A 17,600-nucleotide genomic window follows, 5' to 3' on the forward strand; every position below is an offset into this window, starting at 1 on the left:
CATTTCAGACGTCTGAAACAAGGGGGGACTACTCATGCTCGCGCAACTTCCACCGGCCTTACAGAATCTCAAGCTACCGCTGCGTCTTCGACTCTGGGACGGCCATGAATTCAACCTGGGCCCGGATCCCAGCGTCACCATTGTGGTCAAGGACCCCATGATGGTTTCAACGCTCAGCCATCCGACGCTGGACTCACTGGGCGAAGCTTTCGTCGAGGGCAAACTGGAGCTGGAAGGCTCCATTTCCGAAGTGATCAGGGTTGTTGACGAGTTGAGTCATGCCCTGGTTGATGACGACGAGGGGAGTCGTCCGGTGCGCTCGATCCACGACAAGGCCACCGACGCAGCGGCTATTTCCTACCATTACGACCTGTCCAACGAGTTCTACCAGCTGTGGCTGGACCGCGACATGGCCTATTCCTGCGGGTATTTCGAAACCGGCAGCGAATCCCTTGATCAAGCCCAACAAGACAAATTCCGCCACCTGTGCCGCAAATTGCGGCTGCAGCCGGGGGAGTATTTGCTCGACGTGGGCTGCGGTTGGGGTGGGCTGGCGCGGTATGCCGCGCGGGAATTCGGGGTCAAGGTGTTTGGTATCACCCTGAGCAAGGAACAGCTGGCGCTGGCCCGGGAGCGGGTGAAGGCCGAAGGCCTGGAAGACCAGGTAGAGCTGACGCTGCTCGACTACCGCGACTTGCCCCAGGATGGCCGGTTCGACAAGGTGGTGAGCGTGGGGATGTTTGAACACGTTGGCCACGCCAACCTGGCTGAGTACTGCAAGATTCTCTACGGCGCGGTGCGTGAGGGCGGCCTGGTGATGAACCACGGGATTACCGCCAAGCACATTGATGGCCGGCCCGTGGGCCGTGGCGCCGGGGATTTTATCGAGCGTTATGTGTTCCCCAACGGCGAGTTGCCGCATCTGTCGATGATGACCGCCGAGATCAGCGACGTGGGCCTGGAAGTCGTCGACGTCGAAAGCTTGCGCCTGCATTACGCGCGCACGCTGGATCACTGGAGCGAGCGCCTCGAAGACAACCTGGAAGCGGCAGGCAAGATGGTGCCGGAACAAGCCTTGCGCATCTGGCGCCTGTACCTGGCCGGCTGTGCGTATGCGTTTGCCCGGGGCTGGATCAACCTGCATCAGATTCTGGCGGTGAAACCCCATGCCGATGGTAGCCATGAGCTGCCGTGGACGCGGGATGACCTGTACCAGTAAGCAATGGTACCGGTGATCTGAATGTGGGAGCGGGCTTGTGTGGGAGCGGGCTTGCTCGCGAAGGCGTTGTATCAGAAACACATTCAGTGACTGACACTCCGCTTTCGCGAGCAAGCCCGCTCCCACATTGGGTTCGGTGCAAGCCTTACAAAATTGGAGAAATCAGCCGCGCGATCCGCATGCCCAATTGTTGCAGGCGGTGGGTCTGGCGGTTTTCTTCCTGGCTGATTTCATGGGCCAGGGCGAAGTCTTCCAGCAGCATGTGCTCCACCTGGCTGGCGAAAGTGTCATCTACCGTCAGCAACATCACTTCGAAATTCAGCCGGAACGAGCGGTTATCCAGGTTCGCACTGCCGATGGCGCTGATTTCACGGTCGACCAACACCACTTTCTGATGCAGGAACCCTGGCGTATAGCGGAATACCCGCACCCCGGCGCGCACGGCTTCGATCGCATACAGGCTGGAAGCGGCGTAGACGATGCGGTGATCCGGCCGTGACGGCAGCAGCAGACGCACGTCGACACCGCGCAATACCGCCAACCTCAAAGCCGCAAACACCGCCTCATCGGGAATGAAATACGGGCTGGTGATCCACACCCGCTCGGTCGCCGCATGAATGGCCTCGACGAAAAACAGCGAGCAGGTTTCGTAGGGATCCGCCGGGCCGCTGGCCAGCAACTGGCAGAGTACGCCGTCGTCCGGGTAGGTATCCGGCAGCAGCAACGGCGGCAGCTCACGCGAGGCCCAGAACCAGTCTTCGGCAAACGACTCCTGCAAGCACGCCACCACCGGGCCGCTGACTTGCACATGGGTGTCACGCCATGGCGCCAGCGGCGGTTTCTTGCCCAGGTACTCATCGCCAACGTTATGCCCACCGACGAACCCGGTAATGCCATCCACCACCACGATCTTGCGGTGGTTGCGGAAGTTGACCTGGAAGCGGTTGAGCCAGCCGCTGCGCGTGGCGAAGGCCTTGACCTGCACCCCGGCGTCTCGTAGCGACTGCACATAACGATGGGGCAGGGCATGGCTGCCGATACGGTCGTACAGCACGAAAATGGCTACGCCTTCGGCGGCTTTTTCCTTGAGCAAGGTGTGCAGTTGGCGGCCAAGTTCGTCGTCATGAATGATGAAGAACTGGAACAGCACGGCGGTCTTTGCCGAGCGAATCGCCTCGAAAATCGCGCTGAACGTAGCCTCGCCATTGATCAGCAAACGCACCTGATTATTCGCCAGGCACGGCATGCGCCCCAGCTTGGGCATGGCCCGTAGCGAAGCGTAGGCCTGGGAGTTGCGCGCGGCCAATGCCTCTTCAACCCATGGGCGCCAGTTCAGCTCGGTGATCGCCTTGTGCATTTCCTGGTTGGCCTGGCGCCGCGCCTGAATGTAGGCGTCGAAAGTGCTCCGGCCAAAGATCAGGTAGGGAATCAGCGTCAGGTAGGGGATGAACATCAGCGACAATGCCCAGGCAATCGAGCCTTGGGCGGTCCTGACGGTCAGCACCGCATGGATGGCGGCGAGGGTGCCCAGAAAATGCAGGGTGGCAATGAAATAGGCGAGCAGGTGCGGGCCAAAGAAATCCATGGACAACGGTACTCCTGACGAACAAGTGCCTAACAGACCATGTTCGGCCACGAATGTCGCTATTTTATTTGCTGTGCAACACTGGCGCTTTTGCGGCGTCTAACGCCGACAATTGCCCAGGAGTTACCCGATGAATGCTCGTCTGCTTGGTTTGGCCATGGTTGTTGGTTTGACGCTGCCTGTGGCGGCGCAAGCGCAGATGTTGGCGCCGGGCTTGTGGGAGTTGACCACCAGCAACATGAAGGTCGATAACCAGGACCTGCCGGACTTGTCGCTGATCCTCGGTCAGCTCAAGCAACAGATGACCCCGGAACAACGCGCGATGCTTGAGAAGCAAGGCATCACCATGGCCGGCAAAGGCGTACAGGTGTGCCTGACCCCGGCCCAGGTGGCGTCCGATTCCATCCCGCTGACCGACCCGCAATCGGGCTGCAAGCAGGAAGTGACGGACAAGACCGGCAACCAATGGAAATTCCGCTTCAGTTGTCCGAAAGCCCAGGGCACTGGCGTGGCGACGTTCCAGAGCCAGCAGGAATTCACCACTACGGTTAACGGTACCTTCAACGCCACCGGCGTACAGCAGAAGGGCAGCCTGGACACCCACGCGCAGTGGTTGGGCAGCAACTGCGGTACGGTCAAACCCCGCGCTTAACCTAAGACATACCCCGATCAAAATGTGGGAGCGGGCTTGCTCGCGAATGCGGTGAATCAGTCACAGGTGTATTGGCTGACCCACCGCATTCGCGAGCAAGCCCGCTCCCACATTTGATTGGATTGCCAGGTACAGAGTCTCTTCAACGCTGGAAATGCAGCGGCAACCCCTGGCAACTGTCGTGCACGCGCCCGTCGTGCCAGGCCAGGTGGCCGGACACAAGCGTGGTGCTGACGCTGTGCCGGAAGCTGCGCCCGGCAAAGGGCGTCCAGCCGCAGCGGGCCAGGATCGGCTGGCTGCTGACGGGTTTGCCGTGAGGCTCGGGTTGGATCAGCACCAGGTCGGCCCAATAGCCTTCGCGCAGGTAGCCACGGTCGGGGATCGCAAACAGGTCCGCGACCCGATGGCTGGTTTTCGCCACCAGCGTGGTCAGCGGCAGCAGGCCGTCGGCGACCAACTCCAGCAGCGCCGGCAGGGCGTGTTGCACCAGCGGCAAGCCTGACGGCGCTTCGCGATAGGGCAGCTGTTTTTGCGCCCAGGTGTGCGGCGCATGGTCACTGCCAATTACATCCAGACGATCACTCAACAATGCCAGGCGCAGGGCGTTGCGGTCGGCGCGTGTCTTGATCGCCGGGTTGCATTTGATCTGGTGGCCGAGGCGGGCGTAGTCGCGGTCATCGAACAAGAGGTGATGCAGGCAGACTTCCGCCGTGATGCGTTTTTGCGCCAGGGGTTTGTCTTCGAACAGCACCAACTCCCGTGCGCTGGTGATGTGCAGCACATGCAGGCGCGTGCCGTGCCGCTTGGCCAGTTCCACCGCCAGGGACGAGGAGCGATAGCAGGCCTCGGCATCGCGGATCAGCGGGTGTGCCACGGCAGGAATGTGCTCACCGAAACGCTCGCGCATCCTTTGCTCGCGGGCCAGGATGCTGGGGGTGTGCTCGCAGTGGGCCAGGAGAATGGTCGGCACCTCGGCGAACAGACGCTCGAGGATCTTCGGATCATCCACCAGCATATTGCCGGTAGACGCACCCATGAACACTTTGACCCCGGCGACTTCCCGCGGGTCCAGCGCGGCGACGGTGTCGAGGTTGTCGTTGCTCACTCCGAAGTGAAAACCATAGTTGGCCACCGAATGCAGCGCCGCGCGGCGCTTTTTGTCGGCCAGGGCATCCAGGTTCAGGGTCGCCGGGTTGGTGTTGGGCATGTCCATGAAACTGGTGATGCCACCGGCCACCGCCGCACGGGACTCGCTGTAGAAGCTGCCTTTGTCCGGCGCGCCGGGCTCTCGGAAGTGCACCTGGTCGTCGATCATTCCCGGCAGCAGCCACTGGCCTTGGGCGTCGATTTCCACGGTGGCGTTGGCGTTGTCGATGCTGCCGGCGATCTTCTCGATACGGCCATTGGCGACCAGCAGGTCAGCCTCGAATTCCTCGCCTTCGTTCACCAGGCGGGCGTTGCGGATCAGCAGGCGGCTCATGCTCAGAACTCGTTTTGCAGGGCTTTGTAACCCAGTACCAGGTCGACGTTGGTGCGTGCCACATCTTCGGAAAACTCCGAAGCGCTGACACTCACCGGCGGGAACTGGGACAGGTCGGTGTTGGGGCCGATGCGGGTGGTGGAGGGCACGTAGAACGCGTCGGGCAAATCGCGGCCGTCGACTACAGAGTTGTGCCGCACCACGCAGCCATCGCCGACGACGCAATTGAACAGCACGCTGTTGAAGCCGATGAACACACGGTCACCAACGGTGCAGGGCCCGTGGACGATGGAGCGGTGGGCGATGGAGGTGAACTCGCCGATGGTTACGGCGGCGCCGGATTTGGAGTGGATCACCACGCCGTCCTGGATATTCGAATTGGCACCGATGGTGATCGGGTCCATGTCACCGTTGGCGTCGACTTCGTCGGCGCGGATCACCGCGTAAGGGCCGACAAATACGTTTTCGCCGATGATCACCTTGCCGCAGATGATTGCGGTTTTGTCGACGTAGGCCGATTCGGCAATCACGGGCAGATCGCCGGAAGGGTTCTTGCGGATCATGGGTCAGGTTCCTTGAGAGGCGCGGTGATGATGTTTACGTGGCGGCCGTCGATGGCGTTGTAGAAACAGGTGGGCCGGCCGGTGTGGCAGGCCGGGCCTTGCTGGTCGACGATCAGCAATACCGCGTCGCCGTCGCAATCCAGGCGGGCCTCCACCAGCAGTTGCCGGTGGCCCGAGGTTTCGCCCTTGCGCCACAGTTGCTGGCGCGAGCGGGACCAGTAGCAGACGTGCCCGGTGGCCAGGGTTTCGTCGAGGGCCTGGCGGTTCATCCAGGCCAGCATCAACACTTCGCCGCTGCCGTGTTGCTGGGCGATGGCGGCGATCAGGCCATCGCTGTTCCACGGCAGGGCGTCGAGCACGCTATCGAGTGGAAAGCGGCTGCCGATGGCAGCCTCTTCCAGGTCAAGCATGCTCAGGCTCATGGCTTGCTCAGGGCCGCGCACAGGGTGTTGAGGTTGTATTCGAACAGGCCGGTAAAGGTGCTGGCCGGACCTTCTGCGGCCAGGGCGTCCGAATACAGCGTGCCGCCGATCTGCGCGCCGCTTTCGTCAGCGATCTGCTGGAGCAGACGCGAGTCCTTGATGTTTTCCATGAACACGGCCTTGACCTTGTCCTTGCGGATCTGGGTGATCAGCGTGGCGACTTCGGCGGCCGACGGTTCACGTTCGGTGGACAGGCCTTGAGGCGACAGGAACTCGATACCGTAGGCCTGGCCCAGGTAGCCGAAGGCGTCATGAGAGGTGACGATGCGACGGTTACCCGGTGGCAGCGCGCCAAACTTGGCCTTGGCTTCAGCCAGCAGGCGGTAGATTTCTTTCAGGTACACCTGGCTGTTGTGCTCGTAGTCGGCCTTGTTGGCCGGGTCGGCAGCGATCAGCGCCTTGGTGATGTTGTTCACGTAGATAACGGTGTTGGCCAGGTTGTGCCAGGCGTGCGGGTCGGGGATGGTTTCGCCGTCCTCTTCCATGGTGTGGGAGAGCACGCCTTTGCTCGCAGTGACCACAGTGGCCTTGGTCTCGGTGCTGGTGATCAGGCGATCCAGCCACGGCTCGAAGCCCAGGCCGTTCTTGATGATCACCTTGGCCTTGAGCAGGGCCTTGGCATCGTCCGGTGTTGGTTCGTAGGTATGGGCGTCGGCGTCGGGGCCGACCATGTTGCTGATCTGGATATGATCGCCACCGACCTGGTGGGTCATGTCGTCAAGAATACTGAAGCTGGTAACCACCTGAAGCTTGTCGGCAGCCTGGGCCGTCGCGAACGACAGCGGCAGCAACACACTGAACAGCACGAGTAGAGCGCGCATCGGGAAACACCTCATTGGGATGTAAGCAAAGGCGGGCGGCGCAGCAAGCCGTGCACCGGACCGAAGACCACGGACAGCAGGTACCAGCCGCCAGCCACCAGCACAATTGCCGGGCCGCTGGGCAGCGAGTAGTAGAACGACAGCAACAAGCCAAGCCAGACCGACAGGCATCCCAGCACCGCTGATATGGCGATCAACACCGGCAGGCGCCGGCTCCAGAAACGTGAAGCAATCGCCGGCAACATCATCAGGCCGACCACCATCAACGCGCCGATGGCCTGGAAACCGATCACCAGGTTCAGCACCACCAGCGTCAGGAACAGGCCGTGGGCCAGCGGGCCGAGGCGGCTGACGGTTTGCAGGAACAGCGGGTCGAGGGTGTCCAGCAGCAGCGGTTTGTAGATCACCACCATGGCGATCAGGCTGAAGCCCGAGACCCAGAGCATGCCGGTGAGGGTCGGGCCGTCTACCGCCAGGGCCGAGCCGAACAGCAGGTGCAGCAGGTCCAGGCGTTTTCCGGCGAGGCCGAGGATCAGCACGCCGCTGGCCAGGGAGATCGGGTAGATGGCGGCGAGGCTGGCGTCTTCCTTCAGCCCGGTGCGACGGGTAATCCAGGCGGCGAGGCCGGCCATGCTCAGGCCGGCGCCCAGGCCGCCGATGGTCAGCGCGGGCAAACTCAGGCCGGCAAACCAGAAGCCCAGTGCGGCGCCGGGCAGGATGCCGTGGGACACCGCGTCACCGATCAGGCTCATGCGGCGCAGGATCAGGAACACCCCAAGCGGCGCCGTGCTGCATGCCAATACCAGACCGCCGACGAGCGCGCGGCGCATGAAAACGAAATCGAGAAACGGCATCCACAGGTGGGCGGCGAAGTGCATCAGGCCACCTGCATTTGCGGCTGCGGGCGGATCAGTTCTTTGCTGGAGCCGAACACGCAGCCACTGCTTTTGATCTGCACCACTTGCTGGGTGTGTTGGCGTACGGAGCCGAGGTCATGGCACACCACGACCACCGTGCGGCCTGCGTCGTGCCAGGCGTGGATGTGTTTCCAGCACAGCGCCTGGCCGTCTTCGTCGAGGGCGGCGTGGGGTTCGTCCAGCAGCAATATCGGCGACTCGGCCAGGCTCATGCGGGCGAGCAGGGCGCGTTGCAGTTCGCCGCCCGACAAGGCCATCAACGGCCGATGCTCCAGGCCGCTGAGGCACCAGTCTTCGAGCACGGCGCTCAGGCGTTCGGTACGTTGTTGCGGGGTTTGCCTGCTGCCCCAGAAACCGGCGGCCACCAATTCTTCAAGGCTGATAGGAAACTGGCGATCGAGGTTCTGTTGCTGGGGCAAAAACGACAGGCCACCTCGGCGTGGAACATCGATCGTCACTTTCCCCGCCAGTGGCTTCTGCAATCCGGCGATAACTTTCAGCAGGCTACTTTTGCCGGTGCCGTTGGCGCCGATGATGCCGGTAAGGCTGCCTTTTTCCAGGGTGAAATCCACGGCGGGGGTCAGTGGTTGGCCGGGGGCGCCCCAGCGCAAAGCGGTGCAGGTGATCATTCGGAAGGTCTCGTCCAGCGGCTTTCGGCCACGGCATCGTGCGCGTGAAGGCTTTCGGCGTGGATCACTCTCAAGTGGAAGGCATTGACCGCATCCGAGCGTTTCAAGGCGAGGTTCAGGCGGCGGGCGGCGTCTTCGCAGAACATCAGGTTCTGCCCGTTGGCCAGGGCGAAGGCTTGTTCGTCTGCACGCTTTACGGCGGTCTGCACGGCAGTGCCGAGGGCGGCTTCGGTTTCGTCGATCAACTGGGTCAGCGGCAGTGTTGGCTGATCGTCCTGAAGCCGGACATGCAACAGCGCGCTGCTGCGCTGGCTGTGGGGCGTGGCGACGATGCCGTTTGCACTGCCGAGCCAGGTCAGTACGTCTTCGTGCTGCAGCGGTGTGCCGGCAAAGTCCTCGATAAATTGCTGCTGAATCAATTGCCTGGCGAGGGCAGCGGAGCAAGGGCAGGTTGAAGAGTAAGTAACGTCAATTTTTAGTTCCACGTGGAACATCTGGTTTTCCAGGCGCGCCTCGATGCTCACCGGGTAGCTTTTCCAGCCGGCCAACGGGCTGACCAGCGCCGGACGTTTCAGCAGCAGACCTGCATGAATTCGCAGGTAGGCATTTGTGGATAAACCTTCATGACTGTCGAGAAAACGTTGCAATACACTGCGCAGCAGTGCTGGCGTAAGCGGCTGCTGTTCAAGCATTTCCAGCGCCAGGTAAAGCCGTGACATATGAATGCCACGGGCCTCGCCGTCGTCCAGGCTGACGCCGGCATCAGCCGTGGCGCTAAGGCTTTGGCCGTCGATCAGAATGGGCAGGGCAATGCCGCACATGCCCACCCAATCGAGCGGCGAGGCTTGGCGTGAAGCCTGCGCGGCGATATCGGGCAGAGTCAGCGCGTTCATGAGCAGGTCCATCGTTGGAAATAAAAAGACATGTTATATTATTACAATTGAAACGACGAAAGTTTTTCTGTTCTGTCTTTTATTCAGTCATGTCGAGTACGGAAGCTCCTTTATTTGCGGTGTAAGTCATGCACAGACGTCAACTTCTCAACCTGCTGCTGGCCAGTGCGGTGTTCACCTTGCCCTTGGGCGTGTCTGCCGCGCAGATCCGCAATGCACGGCTGTGGCGGTCGGATAACAAGCTGCGGCTGGTGCTGGACCTCAGCGGCCCGGTGCAATACAAGACCTTCACCCTGACCGCGCCGGAGCGGTTGATCATCGATTTGAGCGGCGCGAAGCTGACCGGTGATTTCAGCCAACTGGCCCTGACCAACAGCGGCATTACCTCGATTCGCTCGGGGCATTTCGGGCAGGGCGATACGCGGATCGTGCTGGATTTGAAGGCGCCGATGCAGCTCAACAGCTTTCTCCTGCCGCCACAGGATGGCCAGGGCCACCGCCTCGTGCTGGACCTGACAAGCGCCACTCATGCACCTATGCAAATCGCTGCGGCACCGGCCGCGTTGGCTGCACCCGTGCCGGCGCCGGTGGACAGGGCTCATCCGAAACGCGACATCATCGTGGTGGTCGACCCTGGGCACGGCGGCAAGGATCCCGGCGCGATTGGCTCAAAGGGCCAGCGCGAAAAAGACGTGGTGCTGTCCATCGCCCAGTTGCTGGCCAAGCGTCTGAAGCGCGAGAAGGGCTTCGATGTGAAGCTGGTGCGCAACGACGACTTCTTCGTGCCGCTGCGTAAACGTGTGGACATCGCCCGTCAGCACAAAGCCGACATGTTTATCTCGGTACACGCCGATGCCGCGCCACGGCTTACGGCGTCCGGCGCCTCTGTCTATGCGCTGTCTGAAGGCGGCGCCACCTCCGCCACCGCACGGTTCATGGCGCAGCGGGAAAACGGCGCCGACCTGTTGGGCGCCACCACCTTGCTCAATCTCAAGGACAAGGACCCGATGCTGGCCGGGGTGATTCTCGACATGTCGATGAACGCCACCATCGCCTCCAGCCTGCAACTGGGCAGCTCGGTACTGGGCAGCCTGCAAAGCATCACCACGCTGCATCAAAAACGCGTGGAACAGGCCGGCTTTGCGGTGCTCAAGTCGCCGGACGTGCCGTCGATCCTGGTGGAAACCGGGTTTATCTCCAACACCCAGGACGCCCAGCGACTGGTCACCGCACGCCATCAACAGGCGGTGGCAGACGGTTTATTTGAAGGGTTGAAGAACTACTTCCAGAAGAACCCGCCGATGAACAGCTACATGGCCTGGGTTCAGGAACAGAAAACCGGCCAGGTCTAACAGCCGGTGATTCGACTACAGGTGAACTTGGCGCTGGCACCACCGGAACTGGAAAACCGGTTGAGGGTGGTCCAGCCCACTCGCCGCGTGTAGCCCACCCACGCCTCACCATCGGAAGCCAACCCGGTAAAGAACGTCAGTTGCCCGTAGCGGCTGCTGGTCTGTGCCCAATAGCGTTTTCCGATCACTTCAAAGCCCCGCAAATACGTAGTGCTGCCTGCCGTCGCGACGCTGTAGGCATTGCCCTGGGCGTCGACGCACGCGAGCAGGTTGGCGCTGCGGGTGCAGTTGGCCAGCAGGCTGGGCACCTGGGCGTTGGCCAGGCTCGCCAGCATCAGCAACACAGCACACAGCAGGTATTTCATAGAGGCTCTCGGGGCGTTATTCGGCTGCCAGCATTGCGCCCTTCGTCGTCACGAGCAAGGGGGATTGGCTTATTTGCATTGTTATACTATAACATTAAAAAACAGCCTGACCCGTGAACCACCTCCGATGACCGAACAAGACCTTCTCGCCCAACCCTGCGCCGACTACATGAATGAAGCCCAGCAAGGTTTCTTCCGCGAGCTGCTGCTGGCCCAGCGCAACGAGCTGCAAGCGCGTATCGACGCTGAATTCATGGTGCTGCGCGAACAGGAGCCCAACAGCGATCCCGCCGATGTCGGCAGCGCCGAAGAACAGCGCCAATGGCAACTGCGCCTGCTGGAGCGCGAAAAAAAGCTGTTGGACAAGATCGACGAAGCCCTGGAACGCCTGGCCCGCGGTGAATACGGCTGGTGCCGTGAAACCTGCGAACCCATCGGCCTCAAGCGCCTGCTGCTGCGCCCCACGGCCACCCTGTGTATCGAAGCCAAAGAACGTGAAGAGCTGCGCGAACGCCATCAACGGGCGATTTGACCGGCCAACCCTGATGAGGAATACCTGATGCCCAATCGTCTCCCCGTTACTGTGCTGTCCGGATTCCTCGGCGCCGGCAAAAGCACGCTGCTCAACTACGTCCTGCGCAACCGCGAAAACCTGCGGGTGGCGGTGATCGTCAACGACATGAGCGAAATCAACATCGATGGCAGTGAGGTCCAGCGCGACGTCACCCTCAATCGCGCCGAAGAAAAACTGGTGGAGATGAGCAACGGCTGCATCTGCTGCACCTTGCGCGAAGACTTGCTGGAAGAAGTCGGAAAGCTCGCCAAGGAAGGTCGGTTCGATTACCTGTTGATTGAATCCACCGGTATCTCCGAGCCGCTGCCGGTGGCCGAAACCTTCACCTTTCGCGACGAAGACGGCCAGAGCCTGGCGGACATTGCCCGGCTCGACACCATGGTCACCGTGGTCGACGGCATGAACTTCCTGCTCGACTACCAGGCTGCCGAAAGCCTGGCGTCCCGGGGCGAAACCCTCGGTGAAGAGGACGAGCGCTCGATCACCGACCTGCTGATCGAGCAGATCGAATTTGCGGATGTGATCCTCATCAGCAAGATCGACCTGATCAGCAGCAGTGAGCGCGAGGAGTTGATGGCGATCCTGGAGCGCTTGAACTCCCAGGCTGAAATCATCCCGATGGTCATGGGCGAAGTGCCGTTGGCGAAGATCCTCAACACCGGCCGTTTCGACTTCGAGCGTGCTTCCCAGGCGCCGGGCTGGTTGCAGGAACTGCGTGGCGAACACCTGCCGGAAACCGAAGAGTACGGCATCGCCTCCACCGCCTATCGCGCCCGCCGCCCGTTCCACCCGCAGCGGTTTTTCGACTTTATCGACCGGCCTTGGGTGAATGGAAAACTGCTGCGCTCCAAGGGCTTTTTCTGGCTGGCCAGCAAACACCAGGACGCCGGTAGCTGGTCCCAGGCTGGCGGCCTGATGCGCCATGGGTTTGCCGGGCGCTGGTGGCGTTTCGTGCCGAAAACCCAGTGGCCCCAGGACGAGGAAGGCATCGCCGCAATCATGAAAAACTGGCAACTGAGCACCGGCGATTGCCGGCAGGAGCTGGTGTTTATCGGCCAGAACATCGACTTCGCCCAGATGACCGCCGAGCTGGACGCTTGTTTGCTGACCGACGATGAAATGGCCACGGGTGTCGAAGGCTGGCGCTTGTTGGCCGATCCCTTTGGCCCTTGGTTCGAAGAGGCTGCCTGATGCTGGCACCGACCCTGAAACTGCGCGCGGCGGTACGCCAGACCCACGGCGAAACCCCGGCCGTGCTCACCGATATCCTTGAGGACGGCGTGAACCTGGCGGTGTGGCAGCGTCAGTTGCCCCTGCACATCGCCGAGTTCGGCGCGTTACTGGTGGCACTCAATGAGCCATTGGCCGAGTCGCTGGTGGTTGAACTGAACAGCGAAGACGCCGAGCCAAACCTGCAGGAATTTGCATCAGGTTGCCGTGATCTTGAAGGCTACGAAGGCTTTATCGCCGATGTGTCGTGGTTGGTCAGCGCCTTTGCCTGTTTGCTCGGAGCCAAGCGTATCGGCGTGCGTTTGCGGCTATTGGACAAGGCCATGTGCCCGCGTTTTCATGTGGATCATGTGCCGGTGCGGCTTATCACCACCTACGCCGGCATCGGCAGCCAGTGGTTGCGCGAGGGGGTTATGGAGCGGCGACACCTGAGCCAGGCGAGTGCTGAGCCGGAAGAACGCATTGAGCAAATCCACTGCGGTGAAGTGGCCTTGCTCAAGGGCGAAAAATGGCACGGCAACGAAGGCTTTGGCCTGATCCACCGCTCGCCGCCGCTGCAAGCGGATCAACGACGGTTGATTCTGACGCTGGATTGGTTGGCGTAACCGGGTAGGATCAAAGCTCTCTACACGGTCTGAATGATGTCCACCATGCTGCAGAACATTCCCACCCACGTGATTGCCGGGCCCCTGGGCGCCGGCAAGACCAGCCTGATCAAGCACCTGCTGGCCCAGCGCCCGGCCAACGAGCGTTGGGCGGTGTTGATCAATGAGTTCGGGCAGATTGGCCTGGATGCCGCGTTGCTCACCCGTGATGACGACGGGATTGCCCTCGGTGAAGTGGCGGGTGGCTGCCTGTGTTGCGTCAACGGGGCGCCGTTTCAGGTAGGACTGGGGCGTTTGTTGCGTAAGGCCAGGCCCGACCGGCTGTTTATCGAGCCGTCCGGGCTTGGGCACCCGGCTCAATTGCTCAAGCAGCTGCGGGAAGCACCCTGGCAGCAGGTACTGGCGGTGCAGCCGTGCGTACTCGTACTGGACGCCCAGGCGTTGGCGGCGGGTAAACCTTTACCCAATGCCCAACGGGAGGCATTAGCCAGCGCCGGGCTGTTGGTATTGAACAAGAATGAAGCCTTAAGTGATGCGCAGCGCCTGTTGATTCAAGGACAACTGCCCGACCGGCCGATCTATTGGACGCAGCAGGCGCAACTGCCCTTGGCCCGGTTACCGGGTGTGAATGCTCAAGCGGCAGCGGCTGTGGATAATTTCGAGTTGCCCAAAGGCCTGGGGCAAATGCCGGCCATCTGGACGGATCCGGCATCGCCGATCTGCCTCAGCCAGGGCCAGGAGGATGGCTGGAGCATTGGCTGGCGCTGGCATCCGAGCCAGCGATTCGACGCGCGGCGCATTCAGCAATGGCTGCAATCGTTGGACTGGCGACGGGCAAAACTGGTTATCCACAGCCTGGATGGCTGGGCATCGGCCAACGCTGTGGATAACGCAGCATTGGCCTGGCAGCCCAGCGAATGGCGGCGGGATTCGCGTATCGAATTGATCTTCAGCGAAGTGCAGGACGTTGCGCAGTTACAGGGTGGGTTAACCGCTTGCCGTCAGTGACGGGTCTTGCTGTTGCCATGCTCCTGGCGCCACTGGCTTAGCTCAATGATCTCGGCGCTGGGCAATGGCGTCTTGATCTCGAACGGGTAGGGCGCCAGCTCGATTTGTGCACTGTGGGCGCCGAATTGGGTGATGGTCCCCGGGTGCCGCGTTTCGCCGGTCACGGTGAATTCGAAGTTGTAGATCCGTGCCAGGCGCCGCCGCCCGCTGGCATCTTTCACAAAACCGATGCGCTTCAACGCCACGGCGCCATCGAGCAGCTCGATGTCGAGCTTGGCGCAGTGCTGCTTGACCCGTTCCAGCGCCCGCTCGCGCAGGCCGTGGTTGTGCCACAGCCAGGCGGCACCGGTCGCCAGCAGCATCAGCACGAAGATATTTCCGAGGGTCAGCATTCGATGAACTCCAACAAAGTAGGGCCAGCTTAACTGCGTCTCCGGTCTGTCGTACAGGCCGCGTTTAGTCGCATACTGCGCAGCCAGAATATCAACGGCTTTACGGAAATCCCCTGCATGAAACGTACGCCCCATCTGCTTGCGATCCAGTCTCATGTGGTCTTCGGCCACGCCGGAAACAGCGCCGCCGTGTTCCCCATGCAACGGGTCGGGGTGAACGTGTGGCCGCTCAATACGGTGCAGTTCTCCAACCACACTCAGTATGGTCAGTGGGCGGGAGAAGTGTTGGCGCCGCAGCAAATTCCTGCGCTGGTGGAAGGCATCGCGGCGATTGGCGAGCTGGGCAACTGTGATGCAGTGCTGTCGGGCTACCTGGGCAGTGCGGCCCAGGGCCGGGCGATCCTCACCGGCGTGGCGCGGATCAAGGCGATCAACCCCAAGGCTCTTTACCTGTGTGACCCGGTGATGGGGCATCCGGAAAAAGGCTGCATCGTGCCCCAGGAGGTCAGCGACTTCCTGCTGGAGGAAGCGGCGGCGATGGCCGACTTCCTGTGCCCCAACCAGCTGGAGCTGGACAGCTTTGCCGGGCGCAAGCCGCAGTCGCTGTTCGATTGCCTGGGGATGGCCCGTGCGTTACTGGCCCGCGGGCCGAAAGCGGTGTTGGTCAAGCACCTGGATTATCCCGGCAAGCTGCCGGACGGCTTCGAAATGCTGTTGGTGACGGCTGAAGGCAGCTGGCACCTGCGTCGGCCACTGCTGGCATTCCCGCGTCAGCCGGTGGGCGTGGGCGACCTGACGTCGGGCCTGTTCCTGGCGCGGGTGTTGTTGGGCGATAGCCTGGTGGCGGCCTTTGAGTTCACTGCTGCAGCGGTGCATGAAGTACTGCTGGAAACCCAGGCGTGCGCCAGCTATGAGCTGGAACTGGTGCGCGCCCAGGACCGGATTGCCCATCCGCGAGTTCGCTTCGAGGCAACCCCAATCGGGCTGTAGGACTATTCCTGATTGAGCGACGCAAAGGGCGTCCGTTACTACCGGCCGTCTTTTTGCCCTCTGCGTTCATCAAGGAAGATCATGTCGTTATCCCTGCTCCATTCGCCACGGGCATTTATCGCATTGGCCCTGGTTACGCTGCTCAGTGGTTGCAGCGTCCACGGTACCTATCCTGACGCAGCCGAGCCCGATGCGGCGAAGCTGCGGTTCATCTCCAACACCACCAACAGCACCCTTTTTGTCTATGACGCACAGCACTGCATAAGTGAGACCACAGGCATTCTCAACAACATGTTCCTGGTGGACACCAAGCGGCGGGTAGACATGCTTGTGCCGCCACCGCCCACGGCTCGTGGGCTGCTGGAGATCAAGCTGGCGCCCGGAAAGGACACTATGTTGATGATCAACACCAACGGCAGCTCCTATGTCTGTGGCAAAGCGTTCAATCTAACGCCCAAGGCGGGTGAAGAGTACGAAGTGACCTTCGAATTGCAGGGCCGCCAATGCAGCACGCTGCTCCAGCGTCTTACGCGATTGGACGGCAAGGACGTGCGGATCCCGCAGCCGCTGTTCGAGACCGGCATGCCGTCTTGCGAGGGCAAAGGTCCGATATTCGGCAAGTTGTTACCGGATACTCCGCAGCGAATGGTGTTGATTGATCGCATTCTTGACGAGCGTGCGCAGTCGATCACGGCCATCGTGTCAGAGAATAAAGTCGACCGAATGCAAACCTCGCCTCAAGAGCTTGATGAGTTGATCAGCAAGCGCAAGGCGTTGATGGGCTCGTATACCTTGCCGCCGGATTATTGGAACCAGTTTCGGCAGAACTATGAACTGTCGAATCAAGAGTCTGCCGGTCGTCTGGCCCGGGCTCTGGGATTTTACACTGAGGTGTACCGCCAGCGCCTGCGGGGAACTGAGGATGCCGTCCTGGAGCAATGGATGCAGCCTACGGACAGTGCGATCAAATCGCGCGTAGCGGAGAACGACAAGCTTATGGTGCAGTACTACGTGAATACCCGAAAGAGCGTGACGATTGAGGTGGTCAATCACCATATGGAGCGCATGGCCCAGTTGGACCAGCGCTTTGATGTGTGTGCGCACTTTGACAAGTGCTCGCGTTACTAAGCGGTCATCCAGAAACCTGGCGGGCTCTTACGGGCCGTCTGCCTTGATTTCCTGATAGCGCTTTTCCAGCTCCTGGCGAATCTGCCGGCGCTGTTGAGCCTGCACAAACCGGCGTTTGTCTTCGCTGTTCTGCGGTTGCAGCGGCGGCACGGCGGCCGGTTTGCGCTGGTCATCCACCGCGACCATCGTGAAGAAGCAGCTATTGGTGTGGCGTACCGAACGCTCACGGATGTTCTCGGTGACCACCTTGATCCCCACTTCCATCGACGTGTTGCCGGTGTAGTTGACCGAGGCCAGGAAGGTCACCAGCTCGCCGACATGGATCGGCTCGCGAAAAATCACCTGGTCCACCGACAACGTCACCACATAGCGCCCGGCATAACGGCTGGCGCAGGCGTAGGCCACTTCGTCGAGGTACTTGAGCAGCGTGCCGCCGTGCACATTGCCAGAGAAGTTGGCCATGTCAGGGGTCATCAATACTGTCATCGACAGCTGGGCGTTTCCGGGTTCCATAGCACACTCACGGGTTGTAGGCATTGGGTGGGGAGGCACCTCTGCGGGTGCTGGAATCTTTGCAGAGCCATTCATAACGGGACGCTGGGCCCCGGCTTGCCGTCACGCCTGGGGCGATCTGTTTCCATATATTGCACCGGCTTTCTGCCGCAAGTCGCGGTGTTACCCTTCAAAAGCCCGTCTCAAAGGCAATTCTTACGAT

20 protein-coding genes are annotated in these 17,600 nt (G+C 61.2%); 9 read left to right on the plus strand and 11 right to left on the minus strand.

From position 1 onward, the window contains the following. Positions 1 to 34: 34 nt before the first annotated feature. Positions 35 to 1,219: a C17 cyclopropane fatty acid synthase CfaB gene (cfaB, locus tag AC3WKX_RS25475; RefSeq protein ID WP_102604029.1), complete on the plus strand. Its 1,185-nt coding sequence runs from the start codon at positions 35 to 37 to the stop codon at positions 1,217 to 1,219. Between the two features lie 145 nt (positions 1,220 to 1,364). Here cfaB and cls read toward each other — a convergent pair whose 3' ends face one another. Further along, positions 1,365 to 2,804 (minus strand): cardiolipin synthase, encoded by a 1,440-nt coding sequence (gene cls, locus AC3WKX_RS25480; RefSeq protein ID WP_003213496.1) that lies wholly within the window; start codon positions 2,802 to 2,804, stop codon positions 1,365 to 1,367. Between the two features lie 130 nt (positions 2,805 to 2,934). Here cls and AC3WKX_RS25485 point away from each other — a divergent pair, with 130 nt between their 5' ends. Continuing rightward, positions 2,935 to 3,456 (plus strand): DUF3617 domain-containing protein, encoded by a 522-nt coding sequence (locus AC3WKX_RS25485; RefSeq protein ID WP_003213494.1) that lies wholly within the window; start codon positions 2,935 to 2,937, stop codon positions 3,454 to 3,456. Between the two features lie 142 nt (positions 3,457 to 3,598). On the opposite strand, the gene AC3WKX_RS25490 is transcribed toward AC3WKX_RS25485, so the two are convergent. Genes AC3WKX_RS25490 through folE2 form a run of 7 tightly spaced genes read right to left on the minus strand, consistent with a single transcriptional unit; the run spans position 3,599 to position 9,241 of the window. Beyond that, entirely contained in the window at positions 3,599 to 4,936 is a 1,338-nt protein-coding gene (locus AC3WKX_RS25490; protein WP_008439513.1) for a dihydroorotase, read from the minus strand. A 2-nt stretch (positions 4,937 to 4,938) separates the two neighbouring features. Then, positions 4,939 to 5,499: a gamma carbonic anhydrase family protein gene (locus AC3WKX_RS25495; protein WP_087694587.1), complete on the minus strand. Its 561-nt coding sequence runs from the start codon at positions 5,497 to 5,499 to the stop codon at positions 4,939 to 4,941. Next, the gene (gene hisI / locus AC3WKX_RS25500) at positions 5,496 to 5,921 is read right to left on the minus strand and encodes a phosphoribosyl-AMP cyclohydrolase (protein ID WP_102604030.1); all 426 of its coding nucleotides are present in this window, start codon (positions 5,919 to 5,921) and stop codon (positions 5,496 to 5,498) included. The genes AC3WKX_RS25495 and hisI overlap by 4 nt, the downstream gene beginning before the upstream one ends. After that, on the minus strand, positions 5,918 to 6,802 hold the full coding sequence (locus AC3WKX_RS25505; RefSeq protein WP_102604031.1) for a metal ABC transporter substrate-binding protein: 885 nt from the start codon (positions 6,800 to 6,802) through the stop codon (positions 5,918 to 5,920). Before AC3WKX_RS25505 ends, hisI begins: the two co-directional genes overlap by 4 nt. Before the next feature lie 11 nt (positions 6,803 to 6,813). After that, positions 6,814 to 7,680 carry a metal ABC transporter permease gene (locus tag AC3WKX_RS25510; protein ID WP_003213483.1) on the minus strand — a complete coding sequence of 289 codons (867 nt, stop codon included), beginning with the start codon at positions 7,678 to 7,680 and terminating at the stop codon, positions 6,814 to 6,816. Beyond that, positions 7,680 to 8,348, minus strand: coding sequence for a metal ABC transporter ATP-binding protein (locus AC3WKX_RS25515; protein WP_008439505.1), 669 nt, complete (start codon positions 8,346 to 8,348; stop codon positions 7,680 to 7,682). The genes AC3WKX_RS25510 and AC3WKX_RS25515 overlap by 1 nt, the downstream gene beginning before the upstream one ends. Then, a complete protein-coding gene (gene folE2 / locus AC3WKX_RS25520) occupies positions 8,345 to 9,241 on the minus strand; it encodes a GTP cyclohydrolase FolE2 (RefSeq protein ID WP_102604032.1) in 897 nt (298 codons plus the stop codon). Before folE2 ends, AC3WKX_RS25515 begins: the two co-directional genes overlap by 4 nt. A gap of 128 nt (positions 9,242 to 9,369) precedes the next feature. Between folE2 and AC3WKX_RS25525 the strand changes: the two genes are divergently transcribed. After that, positions 9,370 to 10,593, plus strand: a complete 1,224-nt coding sequence (locus AC3WKX_RS25525; protein ID WP_003213478.1) for an N-acetylmuramoyl-L-alanine amidase — start codon at positions 9,370 to 9,372, stop codon at positions 10,591 to 10,593. On the opposite strand, the gene AC3WKX_RS25530 is transcribed toward AC3WKX_RS25525, so the two are convergent. After that, positions 10,590 to 10,958, minus strand: coding sequence for a hypothetical protein (locus AC3WKX_RS25530; RefSeq protein WP_003213476.1), 369 nt, complete (start codon positions 10,956 to 10,958; stop codon positions 10,590 to 10,592). The two genes, AC3WKX_RS25525 and AC3WKX_RS25530, sit on opposite strands and share 4 nt — an antisense overlap. Before the next feature lie 127 nt (positions 10,959 to 11,085). Here AC3WKX_RS25530 and dksA point away from each other — a divergent pair, with 127 nt between their 5' ends. From dksA to AC3WKX_RS25550, 4 genes are read left to right on the plus strand one after another with little or no spacing between them, the layout of a single operon-like run. Continuing rightward, positions 11,086 to 11,490, plus strand: coding sequence for an RNA polymerase-binding protein DksA (dksA, locus tag AC3WKX_RS25535; RefSeq protein WP_003213474.1), 405 nt, complete (start codon positions 11,086 to 11,088; stop codon positions 11,488 to 11,490). Between the two features lie 27 nt (positions 11,491 to 11,517). Next, positions 11,518 to 12,723, plus strand: a complete 1,206-nt coding sequence (gene zigA / locus AC3WKX_RS25540) for a zinc metallochaperone GTPase ZigA (protein WP_102604033.1) — start codon at positions 11,518 to 11,520, stop codon at positions 12,721 to 12,723. After that, a complete protein-coding gene (locus AC3WKX_RS25545) occupies positions 12,723 to 13,367 on the plus strand; it encodes a DUF1826 domain-containing protein (protein WP_102604034.1) in 645 nt (214 codons plus the stop codon). Before zigA ends, AC3WKX_RS25545 begins: the two co-directional genes overlap by 1 nt. 45 nt (positions 13,368 to 13,412) lie before the next feature. Beyond that, positions 13,413 to 14,375: a CobW family GTP-binding protein gene (locus AC3WKX_RS25550; RefSeq protein WP_102604035.1), complete on the plus strand. Its 963-nt coding sequence runs from the start codon at positions 13,413 to 13,415 to the stop codon at positions 14,373 to 14,375. Here AC3WKX_RS25550 and AC3WKX_RS25555 read toward each other — a convergent pair. Then, on the minus strand, positions 14,369 to 14,767 hold the full coding sequence (locus tag AC3WKX_RS25555) for a DUF3301 domain-containing protein (RefSeq protein ID WP_003213466.1): 399 nt from the start codon (positions 14,765 to 14,767) through the stop codon (positions 14,369 to 14,371). The genes AC3WKX_RS25550 and AC3WKX_RS25555 overlap by 7 nt on opposite strands. Positions 14,768 to 14,884: 117 nt before the next feature. Here AC3WKX_RS25555 and pdxY point away from each other — a divergent pair, with 117 nt between their 5' ends. Together pdxY and AC3WKX_RS25565 are read left to right on the plus strand one after the other, a co-directional pair. Beyond that, complete coding sequence (pdxY, locus tag AC3WKX_RS25560; protein WP_003213465.1) at positions 14,885 to 15,757, plus strand: pyridoxal kinase PdxY; 873 nt, start codon at positions 14,885 to 14,887, stop codon at positions 15,755 to 15,757. Between the two features lie 81 nt (positions 15,758 to 15,838). After that, positions 15,839 to 16,885, plus strand: a complete 1,047-nt coding sequence (locus AC3WKX_RS25565) for a hypothetical protein (protein ID WP_102604036.1) — start codon at positions 15,839 to 15,841, stop codon at positions 16,883 to 16,885. Between the two features lie 27 nt (positions 16,886 to 16,912). Here AC3WKX_RS25565 and AC3WKX_RS25570 read toward each other — a convergent pair whose 3' ends face one another. After that, on the minus strand, positions 16,913 to 17,398 hold the full coding sequence (locus AC3WKX_RS25570; protein WP_003213461.1) for an acyl-CoA thioesterase: 486 nt from the start codon (positions 17,396 to 17,398) through the stop codon (positions 16,913 to 16,915). Between the last annotated feature and the right edge of the window lie 202 nt (positions 17,399 to 17,600).

The sequence above is a fragment of the Pseudomonas sp. GP01-A4 genome, from assembly GCF_058780865.1.